This is a genomic window from Priestia sp. SIMBA_032 (assembly GCF_046535215.1).
Lineage (GTDB): Bacteria > Bacillota > Bacilli > Bacillales > Bacillaceae_H > Priestia > Priestia aryabhattai.
The window spans coordinates 31,229-52,659 of record NZ_JAWRXD010000002.1; the positions used below are offsets into that span (position 1 = coordinate 31,229).

Genomic DNA, 21,431 nt, shown 5'->3' on the forward strand with positions numbered 1-21,431 from the left:
GACGAACACTTTTTTTTCACCGGCATATACTGTAGGGATATGACTGCTGAAAGGGTGAAAAAAGTGGATATGCAGAAGCTTTCTGTCTTGATAATTTCAAGTTTAGGTTCACTGGCTTTTTTTTTATTTGGAGAGTGGGACTATTTGCTAATGGCTTTAGTAGCATTAGTGGCAATGGATTACTTGACAGGCACGATTGCAGCTTTTATAAATAAACGTTTATCTAGCAAAGTAGGTTTTAAAGGAATTGCCAAAAAGATTTTTATTTTTGCCATGATTGCTGTAGCAAACTTTATCGATTCTGTATTTTGGGAAAACGGTCATATTATTCGAGATGGAGCTATTTTGTTCTATATTTTAAACGAAATGATTTCAATTACAGAAAACGCAAGAATTGTAGGGGTTCCGATTCCAGAGCCGTTAAAAAAAGCAATAGCGATATTAAAAGACCGATTTAAATCGTAGAGTGTATAAAAAAAGAATAAGATACAAATAAGAAAGATAAGTTGGCACTAGAAAGAAGGAGCTGAATATCTTTCATGACAAAAAAATATTATGTATCTCTGAGTTCAGGAGAAATCAATCAGTCAAACACTGCTTCAGATTGGAATTATGCGATTGAAGCAACAGATGAAGAAGTGGAGAAGCTGAGAACGTATTTAGATCAGCGTGCTTCAAGCGATTGGTCAAGCTTTTGGCGATCACATATTCCGTATCTGGAATATCACCATGATTCTCAAAATGATATGTACGATAAAACGACAGTTGACATATATGCCATGCTTTATCAGCTGGGAGACGATGAAACAAAATCACATATCAAACAGATGAATATTTTATCTTCAGATAAAACGGAATAAGGGGTAAAAAGCAAAGAAAAAAAGTACGAGCATACTTTTCTTATCAGGTATGGCCATAATGTATGATAAAATAAGGGAAAAATCAAATGGAGTTTGAGTCGACCATGTACACATTTAAGGATGCATATCATAATCAAGTATTTTTATCATTTGAAAAAAATCCATTCTCGAAAACTCCACGTCATGTTTGGGTCGTATGCAGGTATGAAAATCAATGGTTGCTAACGAATCACTCAAAACGAGGTTTAGAATTTCCCGGAGGAAAACTAGAAGGCAATGAAGTACCAGAAGAAGCAGCGGTTCGAGAAGTATTTGAAGAAACAGGCGGAGAAGTCTCTTCTTTAACTTATATTGGTCAATATAAAGTAGTAAGTAAAGGAAAGACCATTATTAAAAATATTTATTTTGCTACTATTGAAAATGTAATTAAAAAAGAAGACTACATGGAAACGGATGGTCCCGTAATGATTGATGAACTACCTTCGGGCATTCAACAAGATGATGCGTACAGCTTCATCATGAAAGATAATGTTTTGCAGTATGTAATGAAATATGTAAAGCGAACATTTTTGTAAAAGCATCATATCAATGAAAATACCCCCGTTTGTACGGGGGTATTTTTTTATGAGCGTCGGATCAATTTCTTTTCTAAATAAGCCACGCCCTGGTACATAATCGTAGCGAAAATCGCAATTAATAACAAGCTGAGAAGAACAAGAGTGAAGTTGAAGACTTGGAACCCATAAATAATCATATATCCAAGCCCTTTTGAAGAAACTAAAAATTCTCCTACGATGACCCCTACCCAAGATAAGCCGACATTTACTTTAAATGTAGAAATAATGGCAGGCATGGAAGCTGGCAAAATTGCTTCTTTAAAACAGCGGCTTTTCGTTGCCCCAAAGCTTTTTAGTAATTTAATATAGTTTGGATCCACTTCTTTAAATGCTGTGTAAACGACGATGGATGTAATAATAACGGATATAATCGCCCCCATCGTTAAGATTGAGAAAAATCCTGGACCGATAGCTACAATTAAAATAGGGCCCAGCGCTACTTTTGGCATGGCGTTTAAAATAACGAGGTAAGGGTCTAATATATGTGCAAGCCTAGTTGAATACCAAAGAGCCGTTGCAAGTAAAATACCTAGCACTGTGCCTAAAATGAAGCCAAGAACTGTTTCAAATAACGTAAAACCAATATGTTCTGCTAGCGAGCCGTCGGCAAGTTTAATTAAAAATAAATGCCATACTTTAGTAGGAGAACTGAAGATTAAAGGGTCAATCCACTTTAAACGAGAAGCCAGTTCCCATAAGCTAAAAAAGGCTAAGAAAATTATCAGCTGCACGCTCAGTACTAATCGTTTTTCGATTCGAACCTTGCGAAGATAGCTTTCATGAAGAGTATCTAGGGAGCTAGTGGGTTTCAAGTTGATCAAGCTCCTTCCATATGTTCATAAATAAGTCGTTATAGACAGGGTGCTGTCGAGCTTCAAACGGAGAGAGGGTTCGTAAAATAGAAGGAACCGTAAATGTTTTTGCGATTTTTCCGGGCTTTGCTGAGAATAAAAAGATTCGGCTGCTCATGGCAATAGCTTCGCCGATATCGTGTGTGACCAAAACGGCCGTTTTTTGATAGGTCATCAGCGTTTTGGAGACAAGTTCTTCAAGCTTGAGTTTTGTTTGAAAATCAAGTGCTGAAAAAGGTTCATCCAAGAGTAAAATAGCGGGGTCAATGGCAAGTGTTCGGACTAAAGCGACGCGTTGCCTCATGCCTCCGGATAACTGGTGTGGATATAGGTCATCTACACCCTGTAAACCAATTTCTTTTAGGAGCAGCAGTGCTTTACTCTCTGTTTTATCTGTTAACCGTCCGCGAATTTCAAGCCCAAGTAAAATATTTTCTTTAATGGTTTTCCACGGAAACAAATAATCTTGTTGAAGCATATAACCGATGTTTGGGATTGATGTTCCGATATTTTCACCATCTATTGTGACAGAGCCGGATGTTGGTTCAATCAAGCCTGCAATAATCGACAGAAGCGTCGTTTTTCCACATCCGCTTGGGCCGAGAAAGGAAACAAATTCTCCTTCTTCAATAGACAAATTAATATGTTCAAGTGCAGTGGTAGCAGACTTTGTCGTAAGATACATATGCTGAACATCTTGAATGTGAAGTTTTGTCATATTACTCACTCATTGCATCTTTCGCGAATTTTGTGTTGACTAGCTTGCTGTGATCGATGTGTCTTGGAAGTTCTCCAGATTCATCCATGATTTTTTGTAAATGATCCCACTCTTTTTGATCTAATAAAGGGTTAGTTGCAAAAGATTTTTGGGATTTATAGCGGTCAATAACAGTTTTTAGCGTGTCTTTAGGTGTATCTTCAAAATACGGTGCAACCACTTCAGCAATTTCATCTGTGCTATGTGTATTCACCCATTTTTGTGCTTTGTAAATAGCTCGAGTAAATTTAGCTGCTGCTTCAGGGTTATCTTTTAAATAGCTTTCTTTGGCCATAAATGTTGTATAAGGAACTGTTCCTGATTCTTTTCCGAAGGAAGCAACGATATGTCCTTTTCCTTGTTTCTCTAAAATACTAGCCGTTGGCTCAAATAATTGAACGTAATCTCCAGTACCAGAAGCAAAAGCATTCGCAACGTTAGCAAAATCAATGTTTTGAACGAGTTTTACATCTTTTTTAGGATCGATATTATGCTGTTTCAACACATATTCCCCTACCATTTGCGGCATGCCGCCTTTGCGTTGACCAAGAAACGTTTTGCCTTTAAGCTGATCCCATGAAAATTGATCGCCCTTTTTACGCGCTACTAGAAATGTACCGTCGGTTTGGGTTAGCTGTGCAAAGTTGATGACGGGATCACTAGACCCCTGTGCATATACGTAGATTGAAGTTTCCGAGCCGACTAAGGCGACGTCGATTCCATCAGATAAAAGTGACGTCATTGTCTTATCTCCGCCCCACGTTGTTTTTAAATCTACCTTTAGTCCTTCTTCTTCAAAAAAGCCTTTTGAAATAGCAACGTACTGGGGAGCATAAAAGATAGAGCGAGTTACTTCTCCGACACGAACCGTTTGTACAGATGTTGTTTTGCTGCAGCTAATTAGTGGAATGAGTAAAATCATAATAGCAAGCAAAGAAAAAAGCCATTTAATTGGTTTCATAAAGCAAACCTCCTTAAAATAATAAAATATTTTATGATAATGTATGTAAAGAAGTGGAAGAAGGTGAGTGCCTATATAACTATGTAGAAAATCAAAGAAGTATGTGTCAACGACTGAAAGTAAACCTTATTGGAAGAAAGAGGGCTAGTTATATAAAGAATGGAGGAAAAAAATGAAAGATGGAACAATTCTTCATAAACAGCGTTTCCCATCATCAAACCCTCGCGTGGCACTGTGGGTGATTACATATGCATGTCGAGGGCTTAAGATTAAAGGAATGCTCGCAGAGCCAAAAGAAAAAGGAATGTATGACGGCTTTTTATACTTAAGAGGAGGTATTAAGAACGTAGGAACGGTTCGTCCTGCTCGACTCATTCAATTTGCTTCTCAAGGTTTTATTGTGATGGCTCCGTTCTATAGGGGAAATCAAGGAGGCGAAGGAAACGAAGATTTTGCAGGAGACGATCGTTACGATGCTTTTGCTGCTTACGATTTACTGAAACAGCTCCCTAACGTCCACCATGACCGCATCCATATTTTTGGGTTTTCAAGAGGGGGAGTGATGGCGTTACTCACAGCCATTGAAAAAAAAGACAGCCGTTCTCTTGTGCTATGGGGAGGCGTCACGGATATGGTATTGACATATGAAGAAAGAGAAGATTTAAGAAGAATGATGAAGCGGGTGATTGGAGGAACTCCTTCTAAATATCCTGAAAGATACGAATGGAGGACACCTTTGCATCGTGCTCATCTAGTCGAGCCGCCGGTCTTGCTTATTCATGGTTTAGAAGATAAAAACGTGTCGATTGATCATTCCTATCAGCTCGAATCTAAACTAAAGAAGTCCAATAAAAAAGTTACCAGCTGGTATTTTGAAAACTTTCCACATGCTTTTCCACCAAAAGAAAACCGAGAAACGGTAAAGAAGTTAACGAAGTGGATGAAAGCGCAATAAAAGATATGCTACGATAGAAAAAACAAGTAGAATAACAGTGAGGAGTGAGAAAAAATGGGGATGCCGCTAGAATTAAATACAATGATTGTGACAAAAGGCAACGAAAAGCGTGTAACAGATAACATTTTTCAAGTTGAGAAAAAAGGATATCGCTTGTATCCTTTAGATATTCCATTAAACATTCACAAAACGAAAAATGGAGAATGTATTGGAACTGCTGTTGTGCGTAAGGTAGAAATGGAGCAGGAAAAAACCATTGTCACATATGAACTGACAAAATTACATTCGACTAACTAAAAAACCGATCGTCTATAAGACGATCGGTTTTTTATTAGACTCTAGGTCCGCCTAATGTTGAAATGTCAGATGCTACATCATTAAAACGCTTGAAGTTTGCTTTGAATTTAGCGGCAAGCTCAGTTGCTTTTTGGTTATAAGCTGTTGCATCGTTCCACGCTTTAGAAGGCTGAAGCACTTCATCAGGAACTCCCGGAACATGAGTTGGAATTGATAAACCAAAAATAGCATCTGTTACTGTTTCAGTATTAGCTAGTTCTCCTTCAAGAGCTGCTTGAACCATAGCTCGAGTGTAACTTAACTTCATTCGTTCACCCACGCCGTATTCACCGCCGGTCCATCCAGTGTTTACAAGGTAGACATTTACGTTATGTTCATCGATTTTCTTTCCTAGCATTTCTGCATAAGTTGTTGGAGCAAGAGGTAAGAAAGGCTCACCAAAGCATGTAGAGAAAGTGGCCTGTGGCGATGTTACGCCGCGTTCTGTTCCAGCTAATTTACTAGTGTATCCGCTCAGAAAATGGTACATCGCTTGTTCTTTTGTAAGCTTGCTGATTGGAGGCAAGACGCCGAAGGCATCAGCAGTTAAAAAGACAATAGCTGTAGGGTGCCCAGCAACGCTTGGCAATACCGTATTATCAATAGAGTCAATTGAATAAGCAGCACGAGTATTTTCTGTTAAACTATTATCATTGTAATCTGCTACTTTCGTATTTTGATTTAACACTACATTTTCCAGTACGGCTCCGAAGCGAATTGCATTAAAAATTTGCGGTTCTTTTTCTTCGGAAAGCTGAATGCACTTCGCGTAGCAGCCTCCTTCAATATTAAATACACCAGAGCTTGACCAACCGTGCTCATCATCTCCTATTAAACGACGGTTTGCATCAGCAGAAAGCGTTGTTTTACCCGTTCCAGATAAGCCAAAGAATAATGCAACGTCACCTTCTTCTCCTACGTTAGCAGAACAGTGCATGGATAGAATATTGTTTTGAGGAAGCAAGAAGTTCATCACTGAGAAAATAGATTTTTTCATTTCACCAGCGTATTCAGTTCCTCCAATTAGCACAATGCGTCGCTCTAATGAAAGAATAATGAAGGTTTCAGAATTTGTCCCGTCTGTTTCAGGATCAGCTTTGAACGTTGGAGCTGCTACAATTGTAAACGGCTTCACATCATCATTTATTTTTTGTTCAGCTGAAGGGCGAATGAATAACTGCTGAGCGAATAGGTTGTGCCATGCAAATTCATTAACTACTTGAATTGGTAACTGATACTTTTTATCAGCTCCAGCATATCCATTAAAAACAAAAAGTTCATCCTGCTTCTTTAAGTGGGTTAAGACTTTTTTGTATAGCGCATCGAATCGCTGAGCAGAAATTGGCTGATTGACGGGTCCCCATTCAACCGTTTTTGAAGATACAGCATCGCTTACAATAAATTTATCCAAAGGAGAGCGACCTGTATATTTTCCGGTTTCGACTGACACAGCACCTGTAGAAGTCAGCGTTCCTTCACGTCGAGCTAGAATTTTTTCAACAAGTTGTGGAACAGATAATTGGTGTTTTGTTGTTTTTAATTGAAGCAAACCATTTAATTCGATAGACATATCAACAGTACTCATGTGCACTACCTTCCTTTTTTAGCTATTATTTATTCATTAATGTTTGAAATTTATAATTAGTATAACACATTTATTTAATTATTCTATACTATTTAACTAAAAATGTTTGTGTATTATAAAAAAATGTACGTTATACCTATTTTAGACACATGTATATGTGCTAGGAGCGAAAAAAGTGAAGCTATTTCAAGTGAAAGCCTTTTTTTAATCTGTCTTGTTAACCAAACTTCGTGATCATTCTTAATAAGGTATACTATTTTTAAATTTGAGTATGTTACATTAAAACCGATTCAAACATAAAGAGATGATTTCCATTTGAATGTTGTTGACAGTGAAGCGCTTTTTCATGTATTATATGTCCTTGAACGGATACTCTCTTATCCCGAGCTGGTGGAGGGACAGGCCCTGTGAAACCCAGCAACCATCGTCATTTTTTTTGTGTAGGCGATAAGGTGCTAACCTGATGCAAGGGCACAACCTTGATCGATAAGAGTGAAAGGCTTATGTAGAATTTGATACCTTTCCTCGATACAAGGAAAGGTTTTTTTATATTTTTTAACGTGTAATGAAAATAAGGGAATGAGTACCGTATCACAATGTATCGTATTTATAAGGAGGAAAACTGATGTCAACACAACGTCGTCTGTTCACGTCAGAATCTGTTACAGAGGGACATCCCGATAAAATTTGTGACCAAATTTCTGACTCAATTCTTGATGCTATCCTAGCAAAGGATCCAAATGCTCGTGTTGCTTGTGAAACAAGCGTAACAACTGGTTTAGTTTTAGTAAGTGGTGAAATTACAACTTCTACTTACGTGGATATTCCTAAAACAGTTCGTGAAACAATTAAAGGAATTGGCTATACTCGTGCAAAATACGGATTTGATGCTGAAACTTGTGCAGTATTAACATCTATCGACGAGCAGTCAGCTGATATCGCTGCTGGTGTAGACCAAGCGTTAGAAGCACGTGAAGGTCAAATGTCCGATGAAGAAATCGAAGCAATCGGAGCTGGAGACCAAGGGTTAATGTTTGGTTATGCATGTAACGAAACAAAAGAATTAATGCCTCTTCCAATTTCATTAGCTCATAAACTTGCTCGCCGTCTAACAGAAGTACGTAAAGAAGAGATTCTTCCTTACCTTCGCCCAGATGGTAAAACACAAGTAACAGTTGAATATGATGAAAACAACAAACCTGTTCGCATCGATACAATTGTTATTTCAACTCAGCATCACCCAGAAGTAACGTTAGAGCAAATTCAACGTAACTTAAAAGAATATGTTATTAATCCAGTTGTTCCAAATGAGTTAATTGATGAAAATACAAAGTATTTCATTAACCCAACAGGACGTTTCGTAATCGGCGGCCCTCAAGGAGATGCTGGTTTAACTGGTCGTAAAATTATCGTTGATACTTACGGCGGATATGCTCGTCACGGCGGCGGTGCATTCTCTGGTAAGGACGCAACAAAAGTAGACCGTTCAGCAGCTTATGCAGCTCGTTATGTTGCGAAAAACATTGTAGCGGCTGATCTTGCTGATAAATGTGAAGTACAGCTAGCATATGCAATTGGTGTTGCACAGCCAGTATCTATTTCAGTTGATACATTCGGTACAGGAAAAGTTTCTGAAGAAGTACTAGTAGATGTAGTACGCAAAAACTTTGACCTACGTCCAGCAGGCATCATTAAAATGCTTGATTTACGTCGCCCAATTTATAAGCAAACAGCAGCTTACGGTCACTTTGGCCGTACAGATGTGGAGCTTCCTTGGGAGTTCACAGACAAAGCTGAAGCATTAAAAACTCAAGCTTTAGCTAAATAATAAAAAAATCTCCGTGAAAACGGAGATTTTTTTTATGCCCATTGAATGCCTTCAGCAGATTTTTCTACGACATCTTCATATTCTGAAAGCAAATGCTGAAAAATGGCGTCCCATGATTGAGTAAGAGCATAGTGTCTCGCTGCATGGCCAAAGTGAAGCCGCTGGTGCAAATCATCGAGTAAACTTGTAATAGCCGAACTGAATTCTTCTAAGGAGTGAGGTTTGCAAAGGTAGCCGTTTCGCCCGTGCTGAACCATCTGTTTAACTCCTCCTGCATTTGCTGCCACCACAGGAGTTCCAGAAGCAAGAGATTCCAGTACGACATTTCCGAAGGTTTCTGTTTCTGAAGGAAAAACAAACAAATCAGATGACGAGTAGATATGAGCAAGTTGCTTACCTTCAAGAAAGCCTGTAAATGTCATATGCTCAGATGCTTGCTGCTGCATTTGTTCTTTTAAAGGGCCGTCTCCCACAATAACCCAGTGAATTTGATGGCGGATATGATCAGGTAAAGCTCGTGCGATTTTTATTAAAAAATCAGCGTTCTTTTCTTTAGCTAATCTTCCTACATACGTTAAGATGTAGGGTTTTTTAATATTATATTTAATACGAATATCAAAGCGGTCATAGTGGGGATGAAATAATTTATGATTTACTCCCCGCGACCAAATAGCTACGTTGTGAAATCCTTGTTCTTCTAGCTGCTGTTTGGTCACTTCGGAGGGGACAAATATTTTTTGTGCAGGTTTATAAAACCATTTCATATATTTTTGCAGTGGTACACGCATTTTTTCAAGTTCATAGTGAGATAAATAATCATCAAAATTGGTATGATAAGAGCCGACAAGAGGAACACCTAATCTTTTCCCGTAATAGGAGCCGCAAAGCCCCATTGTAAAAGGAGTGGCCAAATGAATGAGAGAAGGGTTGAATTCCTGCAGCTGCTTTTTAATTTTTAGAACGTTTGGCAATGAAAAGCGGCTGTTTGGATAAAGGAAAAACGGCATGCTGGGCGAGCGGTGAACATACGTTGAAAATGACTGATCATGAGCAAATTCAGGAGCAAATACCTGGATGGGAATTTGCTTTGATTTGACATACTGAGTAAATTGATAAAGTGTTTTAGCAGCTCCGTTAACTTCCGGAGCAAATGTATCTGTAAATAAAGCAATTCTCATTAGTACTCCTCCTATCAATTAGACTAAAAATATGTTCAGTGAAACAGCACCTGAAAAGATGCCGAGTATCAGGCCTACCATGACATCCGTCGGATAGTGCAGACCGAGATAAATTCTTGAAACTCCTACCGTGACTGCAAGAGGCAAAAGAATGGCAGCGAAGGCTGGATAAGTAATCATCAGAGGGGTAACTAACGAAAAAATAGCTGTTGTATGCCCCGATGGAAATGAATGATCTTTTAATGGATTTTCTAATACTTTTGTATGCTTTAGTTGAATATAAGGCCGTTGTCTAGGATATAGCTTTTTAGCAATGGCAACAGGAATATGGCTAACAGCTAGAGAAAACGCACAAGCGTAAGCGACGGATGAAGGGTGCAGAAATAGCAGCAAGCATGCTATCACAATGGTAAACGTAGCTCCGCCGGCGTGAGTTAGTAAACGTAAAAACCTATTTAAGTGCTTTCGATCAAAGTGTTGATTTACACTTTTGAATAATCGGCATTCGGCATCGTATACATACTGAATTAACTTGGCTTTCATAGAGTCGCTCCCTTTTCAATAAATACGTCTTTATTATTCAGTTTAATCTTTAATTGTGGAGGCAGTACTAAAACGATGTAAATTAATATGGAAATTTCTTTACAATTGTGGGGAGAATAGAACATGATTAGAGAGTTTGTGGAGATACTAAAAAAATTCCCTCAGTATGACTTTCTGAGGGAACGTTTCCTTTATAATGAAGAATCAGATTTCTTAATAGACTTATAATACTGCCCTTTTTCTACATATTCTGTACGGATGCGCTGCATATCTTTTAAATCCTCCTCAGTCAGAGTGCGGATCACTTTAGCAGGTCGACCGAGTGCGAGAGTATTAGGTGGTATTTTTTTACCGGGAGGCACTAAACTTCCAGCACCGATAAAAGCACCTTCACCAATTTCCGCACCGTCTAAAATAATAGAGCCCATGCCAATGAGCGCGCGTTTGCGGATGATGGAGCTGTGTAAAATAACTTGATGTCCTACTGTCACATCATCCTCAATAAGCAAAGGAGCATTTGGGCTTTGATGGAGTGTTGATTGATCTTGTATATTTACTCGTTTACCGATAATAGTAGGCGAAACATCTCCTCTAATAACAGTGTTAAACCAAATGCTGCTTTCTTCACCAATGGTGACATCTCCAGTAATCGTGACATAGTCTGCGATGAAGCAGCTGGGTGCAATGGTAGGCATTTTTTCTTTATACGGATAAATCATCAAATCATCTCCCTTTATTAGTTGAAAAAAAGTAGTAAATCTTCTAATGTAAGTGTACAAAGGTTTTTAAAGCAGGTAAACAAAAAAAGGAAGAAGGAGTAACTCAAATGCATAAATGGGAAGCAGTAAATCCAAAAGGCGTTATTGTCATGGTCCATGGAGCGGCGGAGCATCACGGGCGCTATCGCTGGCTGATTGAGATGTGGCGTTCCGTTGGAATGCACGTAATCATGGGAGACCTTCCTGGCCAAGGCTTAACAACGAGAAGAAGAGGACATATCCTATCCTTTGATGAATATGTATATGAAGTGGAAGAATGGGTACGTGAAGCGCAGAAATATGATTTGCCTATTTTCCTGTTAGGACACAGTATGGGAGGATTGGCGGTTATTCGTACGCTTCAGACAAAGAATCTCCCTATATGGGGTGCGATTCTTTCCTCACCTTGTTTAGGATTAAAAGAGCAAGTACCAGCTTACTTAGATATGTTATCTAAAGGATTAAATAAAGTCATGCCGAACAAACTTTTTGATTTGGGTCTCACTGTTGAAAAAGCAACAAGAAACCAAGAAGTTCGAGATGAAGATGAAAACGACTCACTGTACGTTACAAAAGTTTCCGTAAGATGGTACCGAGAATTGATTCAAGCTGTTAACTTAGCTTTTAAAGATATCGATCGTTTGCCGGATGTTCCGCTTCTTGTGATGCAGGCAGGAGAAGATAAAATTATTGAAAAGCTGATTGTTAGACAGTGGTTTGATGAAATAGAGCTAAGTGAAAAAATCTACAAAGAATGGTCTCAGCTGTATCACGAAATCTTTAATGAGCCTGAAAGAGAATACGTTTTTACATACGCGAAAAGCTTTGTTGATCTTCACATTTAATGAGTGCTGTCAGAAATTGAGGTGAAAATAAATGAAGATTCCGTCTCGTCCTATTTCATTAATGAGAAAAATTTATCGAGAAGTTTTTCCCGTCGTTCATCATGAGCTTGACCATTGGCGGGAACGGGCAAAAGAGATTCCTAATAAAGAATTACGCACTCAAGCATTGGCAAGCATCGATACAAAAACTTTTCATTGTGAAGGAGGCGGTATCCTATCGATTTTAGCGAAAGAAAACATGATTGAATGCGTAAAATTTATCGTTGCCTACCAAACAATCAGCGATTACTTAGATAACTTATGTGACCGCAGCAATTCGCTCGATCCTAAAGATTTTGCAGCCTTACATGAATCGATGCCAGATGCGTTGACTCCTCATGCACCTCTTGGAGATTACTATCGTTTTCGAACGGATAAAGACGACGGGGGATACTTAGCGGAACTTGTCCAGACTTGTCAGCAGTCCTTGCGAAAAGCCTGTAATTACCATATCGTCTCTTCACATTTACTAGAACTAGCTACTTATTATTGTGATTTGCAAATACATAAGCATGTTGAAATAAAAGAAAGAGTTCCGCGATTAGAGAATTGGTTCGATGCTCACCGGCACAGTGTTCCTGAAATGGAGTGGTATGAATTTTCAGCGTGCTCTGGTTCAACGTTAGGCATTTTTTGTTTGGTCGCTTACAGTTTTCAAGAAGAGATGACCGAAGAAATGACGGAGAAAATAAAAGCGGGATATTTTCCTTATATTCAAGGTTTACATATTTTACTCGATTATTTAATTGACCAAGAAGAAGATAAAGCAGGAGGAGATTTGAACTTTTGTTTTTATTATCCTCACTATCAGCAAATGATGGATCGCTTTTTGCATTTTGTTGTAAAAGCGGACGAATATGCTAAAAAACTGCCGGATTATCACTTTCACTGCTTTATCTATAAGGGACTCTTGGGCGTTTATTTGTCCGATCAAAAAGTGCGGGCACAAAAACATGTTCATGTGAATGCACGTAGATTAATAAAAGCGGGGGGAGCACTCAGCTACTTTTTCTATATCAACGGACGCTTGTACCGAATGCTAAAAAGATAAGCCATATGCGGCTTATCTTTTTTCAATAGCAATGATGAACGGAGGATTGTTTTGCTGATTCATGAAGCGGTATTGTAGAACATGGACGTTTTTTTGATCAAGGTTTTGGACATAGGTTAGTAAATCGTCTCTTTCTTGTTTCCCTTGTTCGTGTCCATGATAAATAACGAGCACAATCACTCCTTCAGGTGCTAGCAAATCAAGTAACTGCTCAATTGCAGAGATTGTTGTTTCAGAAGTGGTGACGATGTCTTTATCTCCACCTGGTAAATAACCTAAATTAAAGACAGCGCCCGTAACTCGTCCATTAATAGAAGTAGGAAGCATGCTTATATTGCTGTGGCTTTCTTGGATAAGCGTGACTCGGTTTTCTACGTTATGTTCCGTCAGTCGCTGCTGAGTTGCTTGAATTGCTTGGGGCTGAATATCAAATCCATATACATGACCTGCATCTCCGACTAAGTTAGCTAAGAACAATGTATCATGTCCATTTCCTGCTGTGGCATCAATCGCGACATCTCCTTGGGCCACAGCATTAGTGAGCAATGTGCGGGCAAAAGGCAGGATACGTTCTATTTTCATCTTTCCATCAACTCTTTTTCGTAATATTTTCCTTGATAGCTTTGACGACGTTCGAGCTCTTGATCAATGGCATTTAACACGCTCCACTTATTCACGCTCCACATCGGTCCGATCATAAGGTCTATCGGTCCATCACCAGTAATACGATGAACAATCATCTCAGAAGGGATCACTTCGAGCTGATCGCATACAAGTTTTACGTATTCTTCAAATGAAAGAAATTCAACAAGGCCCTTTTCATACTGTTTGACCATAGGAGTTCCTTTTAGCAAATGAAGCAGGTGAATCTTAATTCCTTGAACGTCTAATTTCGCTACTTCTCGTACCGTTTCCATCATCATATCAGGTGTTTCTAAAGGCAGGCCATTAATGATGTGAGAACAAACGCGGATACCGTGTTTTCGAAGTTTTGCTACACCATCTACATAGCATTGATGATCATGTGCCCGGTTGATAAGCAGTGAAGTTCGTTCGTGCACAGTCTGCAGTCCAAGCTCTACCCATAGATAAGTTCGTTCATTTAATTCAGCCAAGTATTCCACCACATCGTCGGGGAGACAGTCAGGTCGTGTGGCGATAGAAAGTCCAACAACTCCGGGAAGCTTTAAGACCGCTTCATATTTTTCACGAAGTTCCTCAACAGGAGCATGAGTGTTAGTGAATGCTTGAAAGTAAGCAACGTATTTTCCGTCTTTCCATTTATGATGCATTTTTTCACGGATTTCGTTAAATTGTGTCACAAGATCATCCGCTCTGTTTCCAGCAAAATCTCCTGAACCGGCAGCGCTGCAAAACGTACAGCCGCCGTGAGCTACCGTGCCGTCTCTGTTTGGGCAATCAAATCCTCCATCTAAGGCTACTTTAAATACCTTATGGCCAAAGTGGTTACGTAAGTGGTAATTCCAGGTATGATAACGTTTGTTTTCAGATTTATACGGAAATGGGTTTGTCTGATTCAAATCAGCAACCTCCTTTTTACATGCAATATACATCAACAAATTGTATCAAAAACGTGAAAAAGTGCCAAACAAATTTAAGGATGCTTATATTTAACAGGTTCTTCTTGTCGTAAAGGAGAGTAAAGTTGCGCAAAATAAGACAGAAATGAACGAATAGGAGGAATAGAGAATGACAACTCGTCAAGCAGTGGATCAACTTATGCAGCAGTGTGAAGATGCTATTCGCTTTGGACAAGGTCAGTTGCAGGAAGGCATGAAGCAAGAACATTACAATGGCACTGAATATACAAAAGCACAGGAAAAATTAGAAAATGCTTATAAAGAAATTGAAGAGTTTTCTCACAGTGCAAATGCACAGCAAAGAGAACAGCTATATCGCATGCGCCTGCAAGTTCAGCAGCTGCAAAATAAATTAATCACAACTCAGCATTAAGGAGAGGATTTTATGGCAACTCGTTCAAATCAAAATAATCCGGAACAAAAAACAAAAAACGGGATCAACAGCAATGACATTGAGCTAGGAAAAGATTTTGATCCGGTAAAAGAATTAAAAGCACGAAACAGCAAGCGTGCACAGCCGGTTCGTTCGAAGCAAAAATAAGCGGTGAAAAGGTGATTTTGCATGATATAGTCATGTGAAATCACCTTTTTAAATAGTCAGCGAATTTCAAATAAATTGTCTATATGTAAAAGCATTGCGAACCCTTTAAGAAAAGACTAGAATGTACGTTGGCATTCGAATAGATAGGGGGGAGATCAATGCCCAAATCACTTTGGTTTTTGATTATTGGTATGCTTGTAAACGTAACGGGAGCTTCATTTTTATGGCCTCTCAATACAATTTATATAAATGAACATTTAGGAAAGTCGTTATCCGTTGCAGGAGTGGTTCTTATGCTGAATTCTGCTGCAAGCGTAGTGGGTAATTTGCTAGGGGGAACACTTTTTGACAAAATCGGAGGATATAAATCCATCTTATCAGGAATTATTATTACTCTTATTGCATTAGTGGGACTCGTGTTTTTCCATGGTTGGCCTACATACGTTGTTCTCTTGGTTGTTGTAGGGTTTGGATCTGGTATTGTGTTTCCATCTATGTATGCAATGGCAGGGTCCGTTTGGCCACAAGGCGGAAGAAAAGCATTTAATGCGATGTACGTTGCTCAAAATGCAGGAGTAGCTATCGGCGCAGCGGTAGGGGGCGTTGTAGCATCTTATTCATTTACGTATATTTTCTTAGCTAATACAATTTTATACGTTATTTTTCTGCTTATTGCTATTTTTTCATATCGTCATATTTCGGTTACCGTTGGGCAAACGAATGTCCTTAATGAAGCTGGGAGCATTGGACATAAAACGAAGCTGACTGCTCTTCTTATTTTATGTACGGGGTATGTCTTATGCTGGGTAGCGTATGTTCAGTGGCAAACAACGATTGCTACGCATACGCGTGAGCTGAATATACCTCTTTCTAGCTACAGTTTACTTTGGACGATTAACGGGATTTTAATTGTAGTCGGTCAACCTTTGATTGTACCCATCATTCAAAAAGTAGCAAAAACATTAAAAGTACAGGTTCTAATTGGAACGGTGATTTTTGTGGCTTCATTCATCATCGTGGTGAATGCAACAACATTTTCACAGTTCTTAACAGCAATGGTTGTGTTAACAATTGGAGAAATGTTCGTTTGGCCAGCCATTCCAGCTGTTGCAAGTCAGTTGGCTCCATCTGGAAAAGAAGGATTTTATCAAGGTGTAGTTAACAGCATGGCTACTGCAGGTAAAATGATTGGCCCTCTCTTTGGAGGCGTTATTTTCGATGCGTTTAATATGTCTACACTGTGCTATTTATTAATTGCGCTATTGCTATTCAGCATGTGTACAACATGGATATACGATTATAAATTAAAAGAAAAACGTCAGCGTTCATTAACCATCTCTAAATAAATAGAGATGGTTTTATTTTTGACTGTTTAATAAACGTAGGAATGTCTTCAGTATTCCTTTAATAATATAGTAAGGGTTGTGACAAGCAAAGAAAGGAGTATATACCTGTAAAATTGTAAACGTTTTCTAATTATATGACTTCATGGGGGGCTAAACATGCTTAGTATGATTGGATTAATTGGAGGATTATTGCTGCTCATTGTATTAACGATGAGAGGCATGAATTTATTTATAGCAGGTCCGCTCAGTGCTTTAGTTGTTGCGGTAACAAGCGGAATGCCTTTATTTCCACAGCTGGTGAAAGAAGGAGAAGCAAATTTTGTTGGCAATTACATGTCTGGTTTCACAGGATTTATTGCCTCTTGGTATTTAATGTTTCTATTAGGCGCCGTCTTTGGAAAAGTAATGGAAGACAGCGGGGCCGCTGATAGTGTTTCTCGCTGGATTGTCAGTAAACTAGGAATGAAAAGAGCAGTGTTGGCAATTGTACTTGCCTGTGCGGTCTTAACATACGGAGGAGTCAGTCTGTTTGTAGTAGCATTTTCTGTCTATCCAATGGCTTTAAGTTTATTCAAACAAGCTGATTTGCCGAGGCGGTTTATCCCTGCTGCTTTAGCATTCGGTTCCGTTACGTTTACGATGACCTCGGCTGGATCACCTGAAATCCAAAACTGGATTCCAATTGAATATTTGAAGACTAGTCCGTATGCAGGATGGGAAGTTAGTTTAGTTGTAGCAGTAGTGATGGCTGTATTCGGCTACTGGTGGTTAAAGCGCTTGATTTCAAAAGCAGTTAAAAATGGAGAGCGTTTTATATCACGCGAGAAAGATCCAGCAGTAACGGAAAATCAGTCTCTTCCTAATCCGTTATTAAGTTTGCTTCCGCTTGTGGTCGTGCTCATTATTTCTTTTGCACTTCATAAGCCACTTCAGCAATCTGCGTTGATTGTTGCACTTTTAAGCGGGATCATTGTCACTTATATTGTGAACCGAAAGCATTTTAAAGGATTTTGGAATGCAGCTTCAGAAGGAACGCTGGGGGCGTTAATTGCGATTGGGAATACAGCTGCTGTCGTAGGTTTTGGAGGGGTTGCTAAGGCTGTTCCCGCGTTTGGAGTGGCTGTAGATGCCATGACGCATATTCCAGGAAGTCCGCTGATTGGGGGAGCTATTGCGGTGAGTGTTATCGCGGGGATGACAGGTTCGGCTTCAGGAGGTCAGGCGATTGCTTTACCAATCTTAGCCCCTCACTATCTAGATGCTGGTGTAAATCCAGAAGCTCTCCATCGCGTAGTAGCTATTTCTTCTGGAGTATTAGATTCTTTGCCTCATAATGGTTATGTCGTCACCACAATTAATTCTATTTGCGGAGAAACTCACAAAGATGCGTATGGATCAGTTGCAGCGATGACGGTAATTGTTCCGCTTGTTGGTCTTGCACTTGCGATTATCCTGTTTTCTTTTGGATTTGGCATTTAATAATAGCCGCTAAAGAAAGTAGAGGCTGAGACAAAAGGACTTTAGCCGAAGGAAGATCCGAACGATAAATCGTTCGGATTTTTTCATTATTATGGTAAACGTGAATCTTACGTATTTAGTTGCTTCAAGCTGCTGATTGGAGGGCAAGATGAAGCCTTGCATGGAAATCAACAGTTTTGTAGCAAAGAGTCCAGATATCCTATTTGTTCACCTTTAGATAGGATTGATTTAGTTATGTCTCAATCTCTTTTTTTGTTTTGCGCTGCATGTATGTTTTTGGGAGAAGTTGTTCATATATAAGAATGAAAGAGAGGATTCAGCAGCAAAGCAGTGCTGCAGAGCAGAAACTTTTACAAAATCCCTTGAACAACTTGCAGTTTACGAACATATTATTTACAATACAAGGTAGTATGATGTAAAAACTATGATAAGGAATAGTAGTGAACGAAGCGAGCTAAGAGAGCTGACGGGTGGTGCGAGTCAGCAAACGGGCGTTCATGAACTCACCTTGGAGTTGTAAATGTGAAGTAAAGTAACATTTACCGTCTATCCGCGTTAAGGAAAATGAGTGAGTACATAATTGTGCTAATTTGGGTGGTACCGCGGGAAGTTTATTCAACCTCTCGTCCCTTTGTTTGAGGGATGAGGGGTTTTTTAGTTTAATTAAATACAGCTGGAGCGTACAAGGAGGATTATGTATGGCTTTTAATCATGAAAAGATCGAACAAAAATGGCAAAAAGTTTGGGAAGAAAATAAAACATTTAGAACAACAGAAGATGAAGGAAAGCGTAAATTTTACGCATTAGATATGTTCCCTTATCCATCTGGCGCTGGTTTACACGTTGGGCATCCAGAAGGTTATACAGCAACGGATATTTTATCTCGTATGAAGCGTATGCAAGGATACAATGTACTTCATCCAATGGGATGGGATGCATTCGGACTACCTGCTGAGCAGTATGCATTAGATACAGGAAACGATCCGGCTGAGTTCACTGAACTTAACATTAATAATTTCCGCCGTCAAATCAAATCGTTAGGTTTCTCTTACGATTGGGAGCGTGAAATTAATACAACTGATCCTAACTACTATAAATGGACGCAGTGGATTTTCTTACAGTTATATAAAAAAGGCTTGGCTTATGTGGATGAAGTGGCGGTTAACTGGTGTCCTGCTTTAGGAACAGTGCTTGCAAACGAAGAAGTTATCGACGGTAAAAGTGAGCGTGGAGGACATCCGGTTGAGCGTCGTCCAATGAAGCAGTGGATGCTTAAAATCACAGCTTATGCAGATCGTTTACTAGAAGATTTAGATGATCTTGATTGGCCAGAAAGTATCAAAGAAATGCAGCGAAACTGGATTGGCCGCTCTGAAGGAGCTCACGTTCACTTCACAATTGATGGATATGACGAAACATTTACTGTGTTTACAACGCGTCCTGATACGCTATTTGGGGCAACGTATGCCGTTTTAGCACCTGAACATCCGTTTGTGGAAAAAATTACAACAGCCGAACAAAAAGAAGCGGTAGAAGCTTATTTAGATCAAATTAAAAGCAAAAGCGATTTAGAGCGTACAGACTTAGCTAAAGACAAAACGGGCGTATTCACAGGTGCTTATGCAATTAATCCTGTAAACGGCGAGAGAATGCCGATTTGGATTGCTGACTATGTTCTAATGAGCTATGGCACAGGTGCAATTATGGCTGTTCCTGCTCATGATGAGCGCGATTATGAGTTTGCTGTTAAATTTGAACTGCCGATTAAAGAAGTGGTAGCGGGCGGAGACGTTTCAAAAGAAGCTTATACAGGCGACGGCGAGCACGTTAATTCAGACTTCTTAAATGGTCTAGATAAAGAAGAAGCAATTTCAAATATGATTCAGTGGCTTCAAGCAAATGAAAAAGGTGAAAAACAAGTAACATACCGTCTTCGTGACTGGTTATTCAGCCGTCAGCGCTACTGGGGTGAACCGATTCCTGTTATTCACTGGGAAGATGGCACAACAACTGCAGTTCCTGAAGATCAGCTTCCCCTTGTGTTACCAAAAACGACTGAAATCAAACCGTCAGGTACAGGTGAATCTCCGTTAGCAAACATTGATGACTGGGTGAACGTTGTGGATCCGGAAACGGGCAAAAAAGGGCGCCGCGAAACAAATACAATGCCTCAATGGGCAGGCAGCTGCTGGTATTACCTACGCTACATTGATCCAACAAACAGCGAAGCGTTAGCAGATGCAGATAAATTAAAAGAGTGGTTGCCGGTTGATATTTATATCGGTGGAGCTGAACACGCCGTTCTTCACTTATTATATGCTCGTTTCTGGCATAAGTTTTTATATGATATCGGCGTAGTTCCAACAAAAGAGCCGTTCCAAAAGCTGTTTAACCAAGGTATGATTCTTGGAGAAAACAATGAAAAAATGAGTAAGTCAAAAGGTAACGTTGTAAACCCAGACGAAATCGTAGAAAGCCACGGTGCAGATACGCTTCGCCTTTACGAAATGTTTATGGGTCCTTTAGATGCATCAATCGCTTGGTCAACAAAAGGACTTGATGGTGCACGTCGTTTCTTAGATCGCGTATGGCGTTTACTTATTGAAGATAATGGTGAATTAAGCAGCAAGGTTCAAGAAAGCAATGACACTACACTTGAACGTGTGTACCACCAAACGGTGAAAAAAGTAACGGAAGACTACGAAGGTCTTCGTTTTAATACGGGTATCTCTCAGCTCATGGTATTTATCAACGACGCATATAAAGTTGACGTGCTGCCAAAGCAATACGTAGAAGGATTTGTGAAGCTATTAGCACCAATTTGTCCTCATACGACTGAGGAATTATGGAGCAAACTAGGTCACGAAGATACAATTTCGTATGAAGCTTGGCCTGCGTTTGACGAAGCAAAACTTGTAGATGACGAAGTGGAAATTGTCGTTCAAATTAACGGTAAAGTACGTGCGAAAGTAAACGTACCTGCTGAGGCATCTCGTGAAGAGCTTCAAGATATTGCAATGGCTAATGAAGACGTTCAAGAGTTCATTGAAGGTAAGACAGTGCGCAAAGTAATTGCTGTGCCTGGTAAATTAGTAAACATCGTAGCTAATTAAGTATTGATGTAGAACAGACCCCCCTGACTAAAGAGCAGTCAGGGGGTCTGTTCTAGACCTAAGGGCCTGATGTCCCCCTTTCGGGGTTGACATCAGGCCCTTAGTCAAAATCTTTGAAAGCAAGAACGAAGTAGTCTGATTAGCCAATGATAGAGTCACTTGGTCGAGTGGTCTTCTTTGTTTCTTT

22 protein-coding genes, 1 riboswitch and 1 other annotated feature are annotated in these 21,431 nt (G+C 39.5%); of the genes, 13 read left to right on the forward strand and 9 right to left on the reverse strand.

What is annotated here, in order from left to right; translation table 11 throughout:
* Positions 1-39 precede the first annotated feature (39 nt).
* The 3 genes from SB717_RS06110 (at position 40) to ytkD (ending at position 1,435) form a co-directional block, all read left to right on the forward strand.
* On the forward strand, positions 40-465 hold the full coding sequence (locus SB717_RS06110) for a phage holin family protein (protein WP_014457957.1): 426 nt from the start codon (positions 40-42) through the stop codon (positions 463-465).
* 74 nt (positions 466-539) lie between these two features.
* On the forward strand, positions 540-860 hold the full coding sequence (locus SB717_RS06115; RefSeq protein ID WP_074677880.1) for a hydrolase: 321 nt from the start codon (positions 540-542) through the stop codon (positions 858-860).
* A gap of 104 nt (positions 861-964) precedes the next feature.
* The gene (gene ytkD, locus SB717_RS06120) at positions 965-1,435 is read left to right on the forward strand and encodes an RNA deprotection pyrophosphohydrolase (RefSeq protein ID WP_074678003.1); all 471 of its coding nucleotides are present in this window, start codon (positions 965-967) and stop codon (positions 1,433-1,435) included.
* Positions 1,436-1,482: 47 nt separating this feature from the next.
* Here ytkD and SB717_RS06125 read toward each other — a convergent pair whose 3' ends face one another.
* From SB717_RS06125 to SB717_RS06135, 3 genes are read right to left on the reverse strand one after another with little or no spacing between them, the layout of a single operon-like run.
* Positions 1,483-2,289, reverse strand: a complete 807-nt coding sequence (locus SB717_RS06125; protein ID WP_182003725.1) for an ABC transporter permease — start codon at positions 2,287-2,289, stop codon at positions 1,483-1,485.
* A complete protein-coding gene (locus SB717_RS06130) occupies positions 2,276-3,046 on the reverse strand; it encodes an ABC transporter ATP-binding protein (protein ID WP_410903459.1) in 771 nt (256 codons plus the stop codon). Before SB717_RS06130 ends, SB717_RS06125 begins: the two co-directional genes overlap by 14 nt.
* 1 nt (position 3,047) lies before the next feature.
* Positions 3,048-4,046, reverse strand: coding sequence for an ABC transporter substrate-binding protein (locus tag SB717_RS06135; RefSeq protein WP_098622716.1), 999 nt, complete (start codon positions 4,044-4,046; stop codon positions 3,048-3,050).
* A gap of 172 nt (positions 4,047-4,218) precedes the next feature.
* Here SB717_RS06135 and SB717_RS06140 point away from each other — a divergent pair, with 172 nt between their 5' ends.
* Both SB717_RS06140 and SB717_RS06145 read left to right on the forward strand, forming a co-directional pair.
* Entirely contained in the window at positions 4,219-5,001 is a 783-nt protein-coding gene (locus SB717_RS06140; protein ID WP_410903460.1) for an alpha/beta hydrolase family protein, read from the forward strand.
* Positions 5,002-5,055: 54 nt separating this feature from the next.
* Positions 5,056-5,298, forward strand: a complete 243-nt coding sequence (locus SB717_RS06145) for a DUF2584 domain-containing protein (RefSeq protein ID WP_028411849.1) — start codon at positions 5,056-5,058, stop codon at positions 5,296-5,298.
* Between the two features lie 34 nt (positions 5,299-5,332).
* Here SB717_RS06145 and pckA read toward each other — a convergent pair whose 3' ends face one another.
* Positions 5,333-6,922 carry a phosphoenolpyruvate carboxykinase (ATP) gene (gene pckA / locus SB717_RS06150; RefSeq protein ID WP_074677870.1) on the reverse strand — a complete coding sequence of 530 codons (1,590 nt, stop codon included), beginning with the start codon at positions 6,920-6,922 and terminating at the stop codon, positions 5,333-5,335.
* A gap of 374 nt (positions 6,923-7,296) precedes the next feature.
* Positions 7,297-7,415: riboswitch (SAM riboswitch) on the forward strand.
* A 132-nt stretch (positions 7,416-7,547) separates the two neighbouring features.
* Here pckA and metK point away from each other — a divergent pair.
* Positions 7,548-8,750 carry a methionine adenosyltransferase gene (gene metK, locus SB717_RS06155; protein ID WP_410903461.1) on the forward strand — a complete coding sequence of 401 codons (1,203 nt, stop codon included), beginning with the start codon at positions 7,548-7,550 and terminating at the stop codon, positions 8,748-8,750.
* A 32-nt stretch (positions 8,751-8,782) separates the two neighbouring features.
* Here metK and SB717_RS06160 read toward each other — a convergent pair whose 3' ends face one another.
* The 3 genes from SB717_RS06160 to SB717_RS06170 all read right to left on the reverse strand — a co-directional run bounded on the left by SB717_RS06160 (position 8,783) and on the right by SB717_RS06170 (position 11,190).
* Positions 8,783-9,928: a glycosyltransferase family 4 protein gene (locus SB717_RS06160; protein WP_410903462.1), complete on the reverse strand. Its 1,146-nt coding sequence runs from the start codon at positions 9,926-9,928 to the stop codon at positions 8,783-8,785.
* Positions 9,929-9,946: 18 nt separating this feature from the next.
* Entirely contained in the window at positions 9,947-10,471 is a 525-nt protein-coding gene (locus SB717_RS06165) for a phosphatase PAP2 family protein (RefSeq protein ID WP_071270200.1), read from the reverse strand.
* 191 nt (positions 10,472-10,662) lie between these two features.
* Positions 10,663-11,190: a gamma carbonic anhydrase gene (locus tag SB717_RS06170; protein ID WP_014457969.1), complete on the reverse strand. Its 528-nt coding sequence runs from the start codon at positions 11,188-11,190 to the stop codon at positions 10,663-10,665.
* A gap of 107 nt (positions 11,191-11,297) precedes the next feature.
* On the opposite strand from SB717_RS06170, the gene SB717_RS06175 reads away from it, so the two are divergent.
* Positions 11,298-12,074, forward strand: a complete 777-nt coding sequence (locus SB717_RS06175) for an alpha/beta fold hydrolase (RefSeq protein ID WP_013059532.1) — start codon at positions 11,298-11,300, stop codon at positions 12,072-12,074.
* A gap of 31 nt (positions 12,075-12,105) precedes the next feature.
* A complete protein-coding gene (locus SB717_RS06180) occupies positions 12,106-13,164 on the forward strand; it encodes a tetraprenyl-beta-curcumene synthase family protein (RefSeq protein WP_216143449.1) in 1,059 nt (352 codons plus the stop codon).
* Positions 13,165-13,176: 12 nt separating this feature from the next.
* Here the strand turns inward: SB717_RS06180 and mnmM are convergent, their stop codons facing one another.
* Positions 13,177-13,746, reverse strand: a complete 570-nt coding sequence (gene mnmM / locus SB717_RS06185; protein WP_410903463.1) for a tRNA 5-(aminomethyl)-2-thiouridylate-methyltransferase MnmM — start codon at positions 13,744-13,746, stop codon at positions 13,177-13,179.
* Positions 13,743-14,705: a tRNA modification radical SAM protein MnmL/YtqA gene (gene mnmL / locus SB717_RS06190; protein WP_071270212.1), complete on the reverse strand. Its 963-nt coding sequence runs from the start codon at positions 14,703-14,705 to the stop codon at positions 13,743-13,745. Before mnmL ends, mnmM begins: the two co-directional genes overlap by 4 nt.
* 169 nt (positions 14,706-14,874) lie before the next feature.
* On the opposite strand from mnmL, the gene SB717_RS06195 reads away from it, so the two are divergent.
* The 5 genes from SB717_RS06195 (at position 14,875) to leuS (ending at position 21,244) form a co-directional block, all read left to right on the forward strand.
* Positions 14,875-15,138 (forward strand): YtzC family protein, encoded by a 264-nt coding sequence (locus SB717_RS06195; protein WP_074677858.1) that lies wholly within the window; start codon positions 14,875-14,877, stop codon positions 15,136-15,138.
* Between the two features lie 12 nt (positions 15,139-15,150).
* Positions 15,151-15,306, forward strand: coding sequence for a hypothetical protein (locus SB717_RS06200; protein WP_013059527.1), 156 nt, complete (start codon positions 15,151-15,153; stop codon positions 15,304-15,306).
* A gap of 158 nt (positions 15,307-15,464) precedes the next feature.
* The gene (locus SB717_RS06205; protein WP_074677855.1) at positions 15,465-16,652 is read left to right on the forward strand and encodes an MDR family MFS transporter; all 1,188 of its coding nucleotides are present in this window, start codon (positions 15,465-15,467) and stop codon (positions 16,650-16,652) included.
* A gap of 156 nt (positions 16,653-16,808) precedes the next feature.
* On the forward strand, positions 16,809-18,131 hold the full coding sequence (locus tag SB717_RS06210) for a GntP family permease (RefSeq protein WP_098622722.1): 1,323 nt from the start codon (positions 16,809-16,811) through the stop codon (positions 18,129-18,131).
* 415 nt (positions 18,132-18,546) lie between these two features.
* Positions 18,547-18,765, forward strand: a binding site (T-box leader).
* Positions 18,766-18,829: 64 nt separating this feature from the next.
* The gene (leuS, locus tag SB717_RS06215; RefSeq protein ID WP_071270221.1) at positions 18,830-21,244 is read left to right on the forward strand and encodes a leucine--tRNA ligase; all 2,415 of its coding nucleotides are present in this window, start codon (positions 18,830-18,832) and stop codon (positions 21,242-21,244) included.
* The last annotated feature ends 187 nt before the right edge of the window (positions 21,245-21,431 follow it).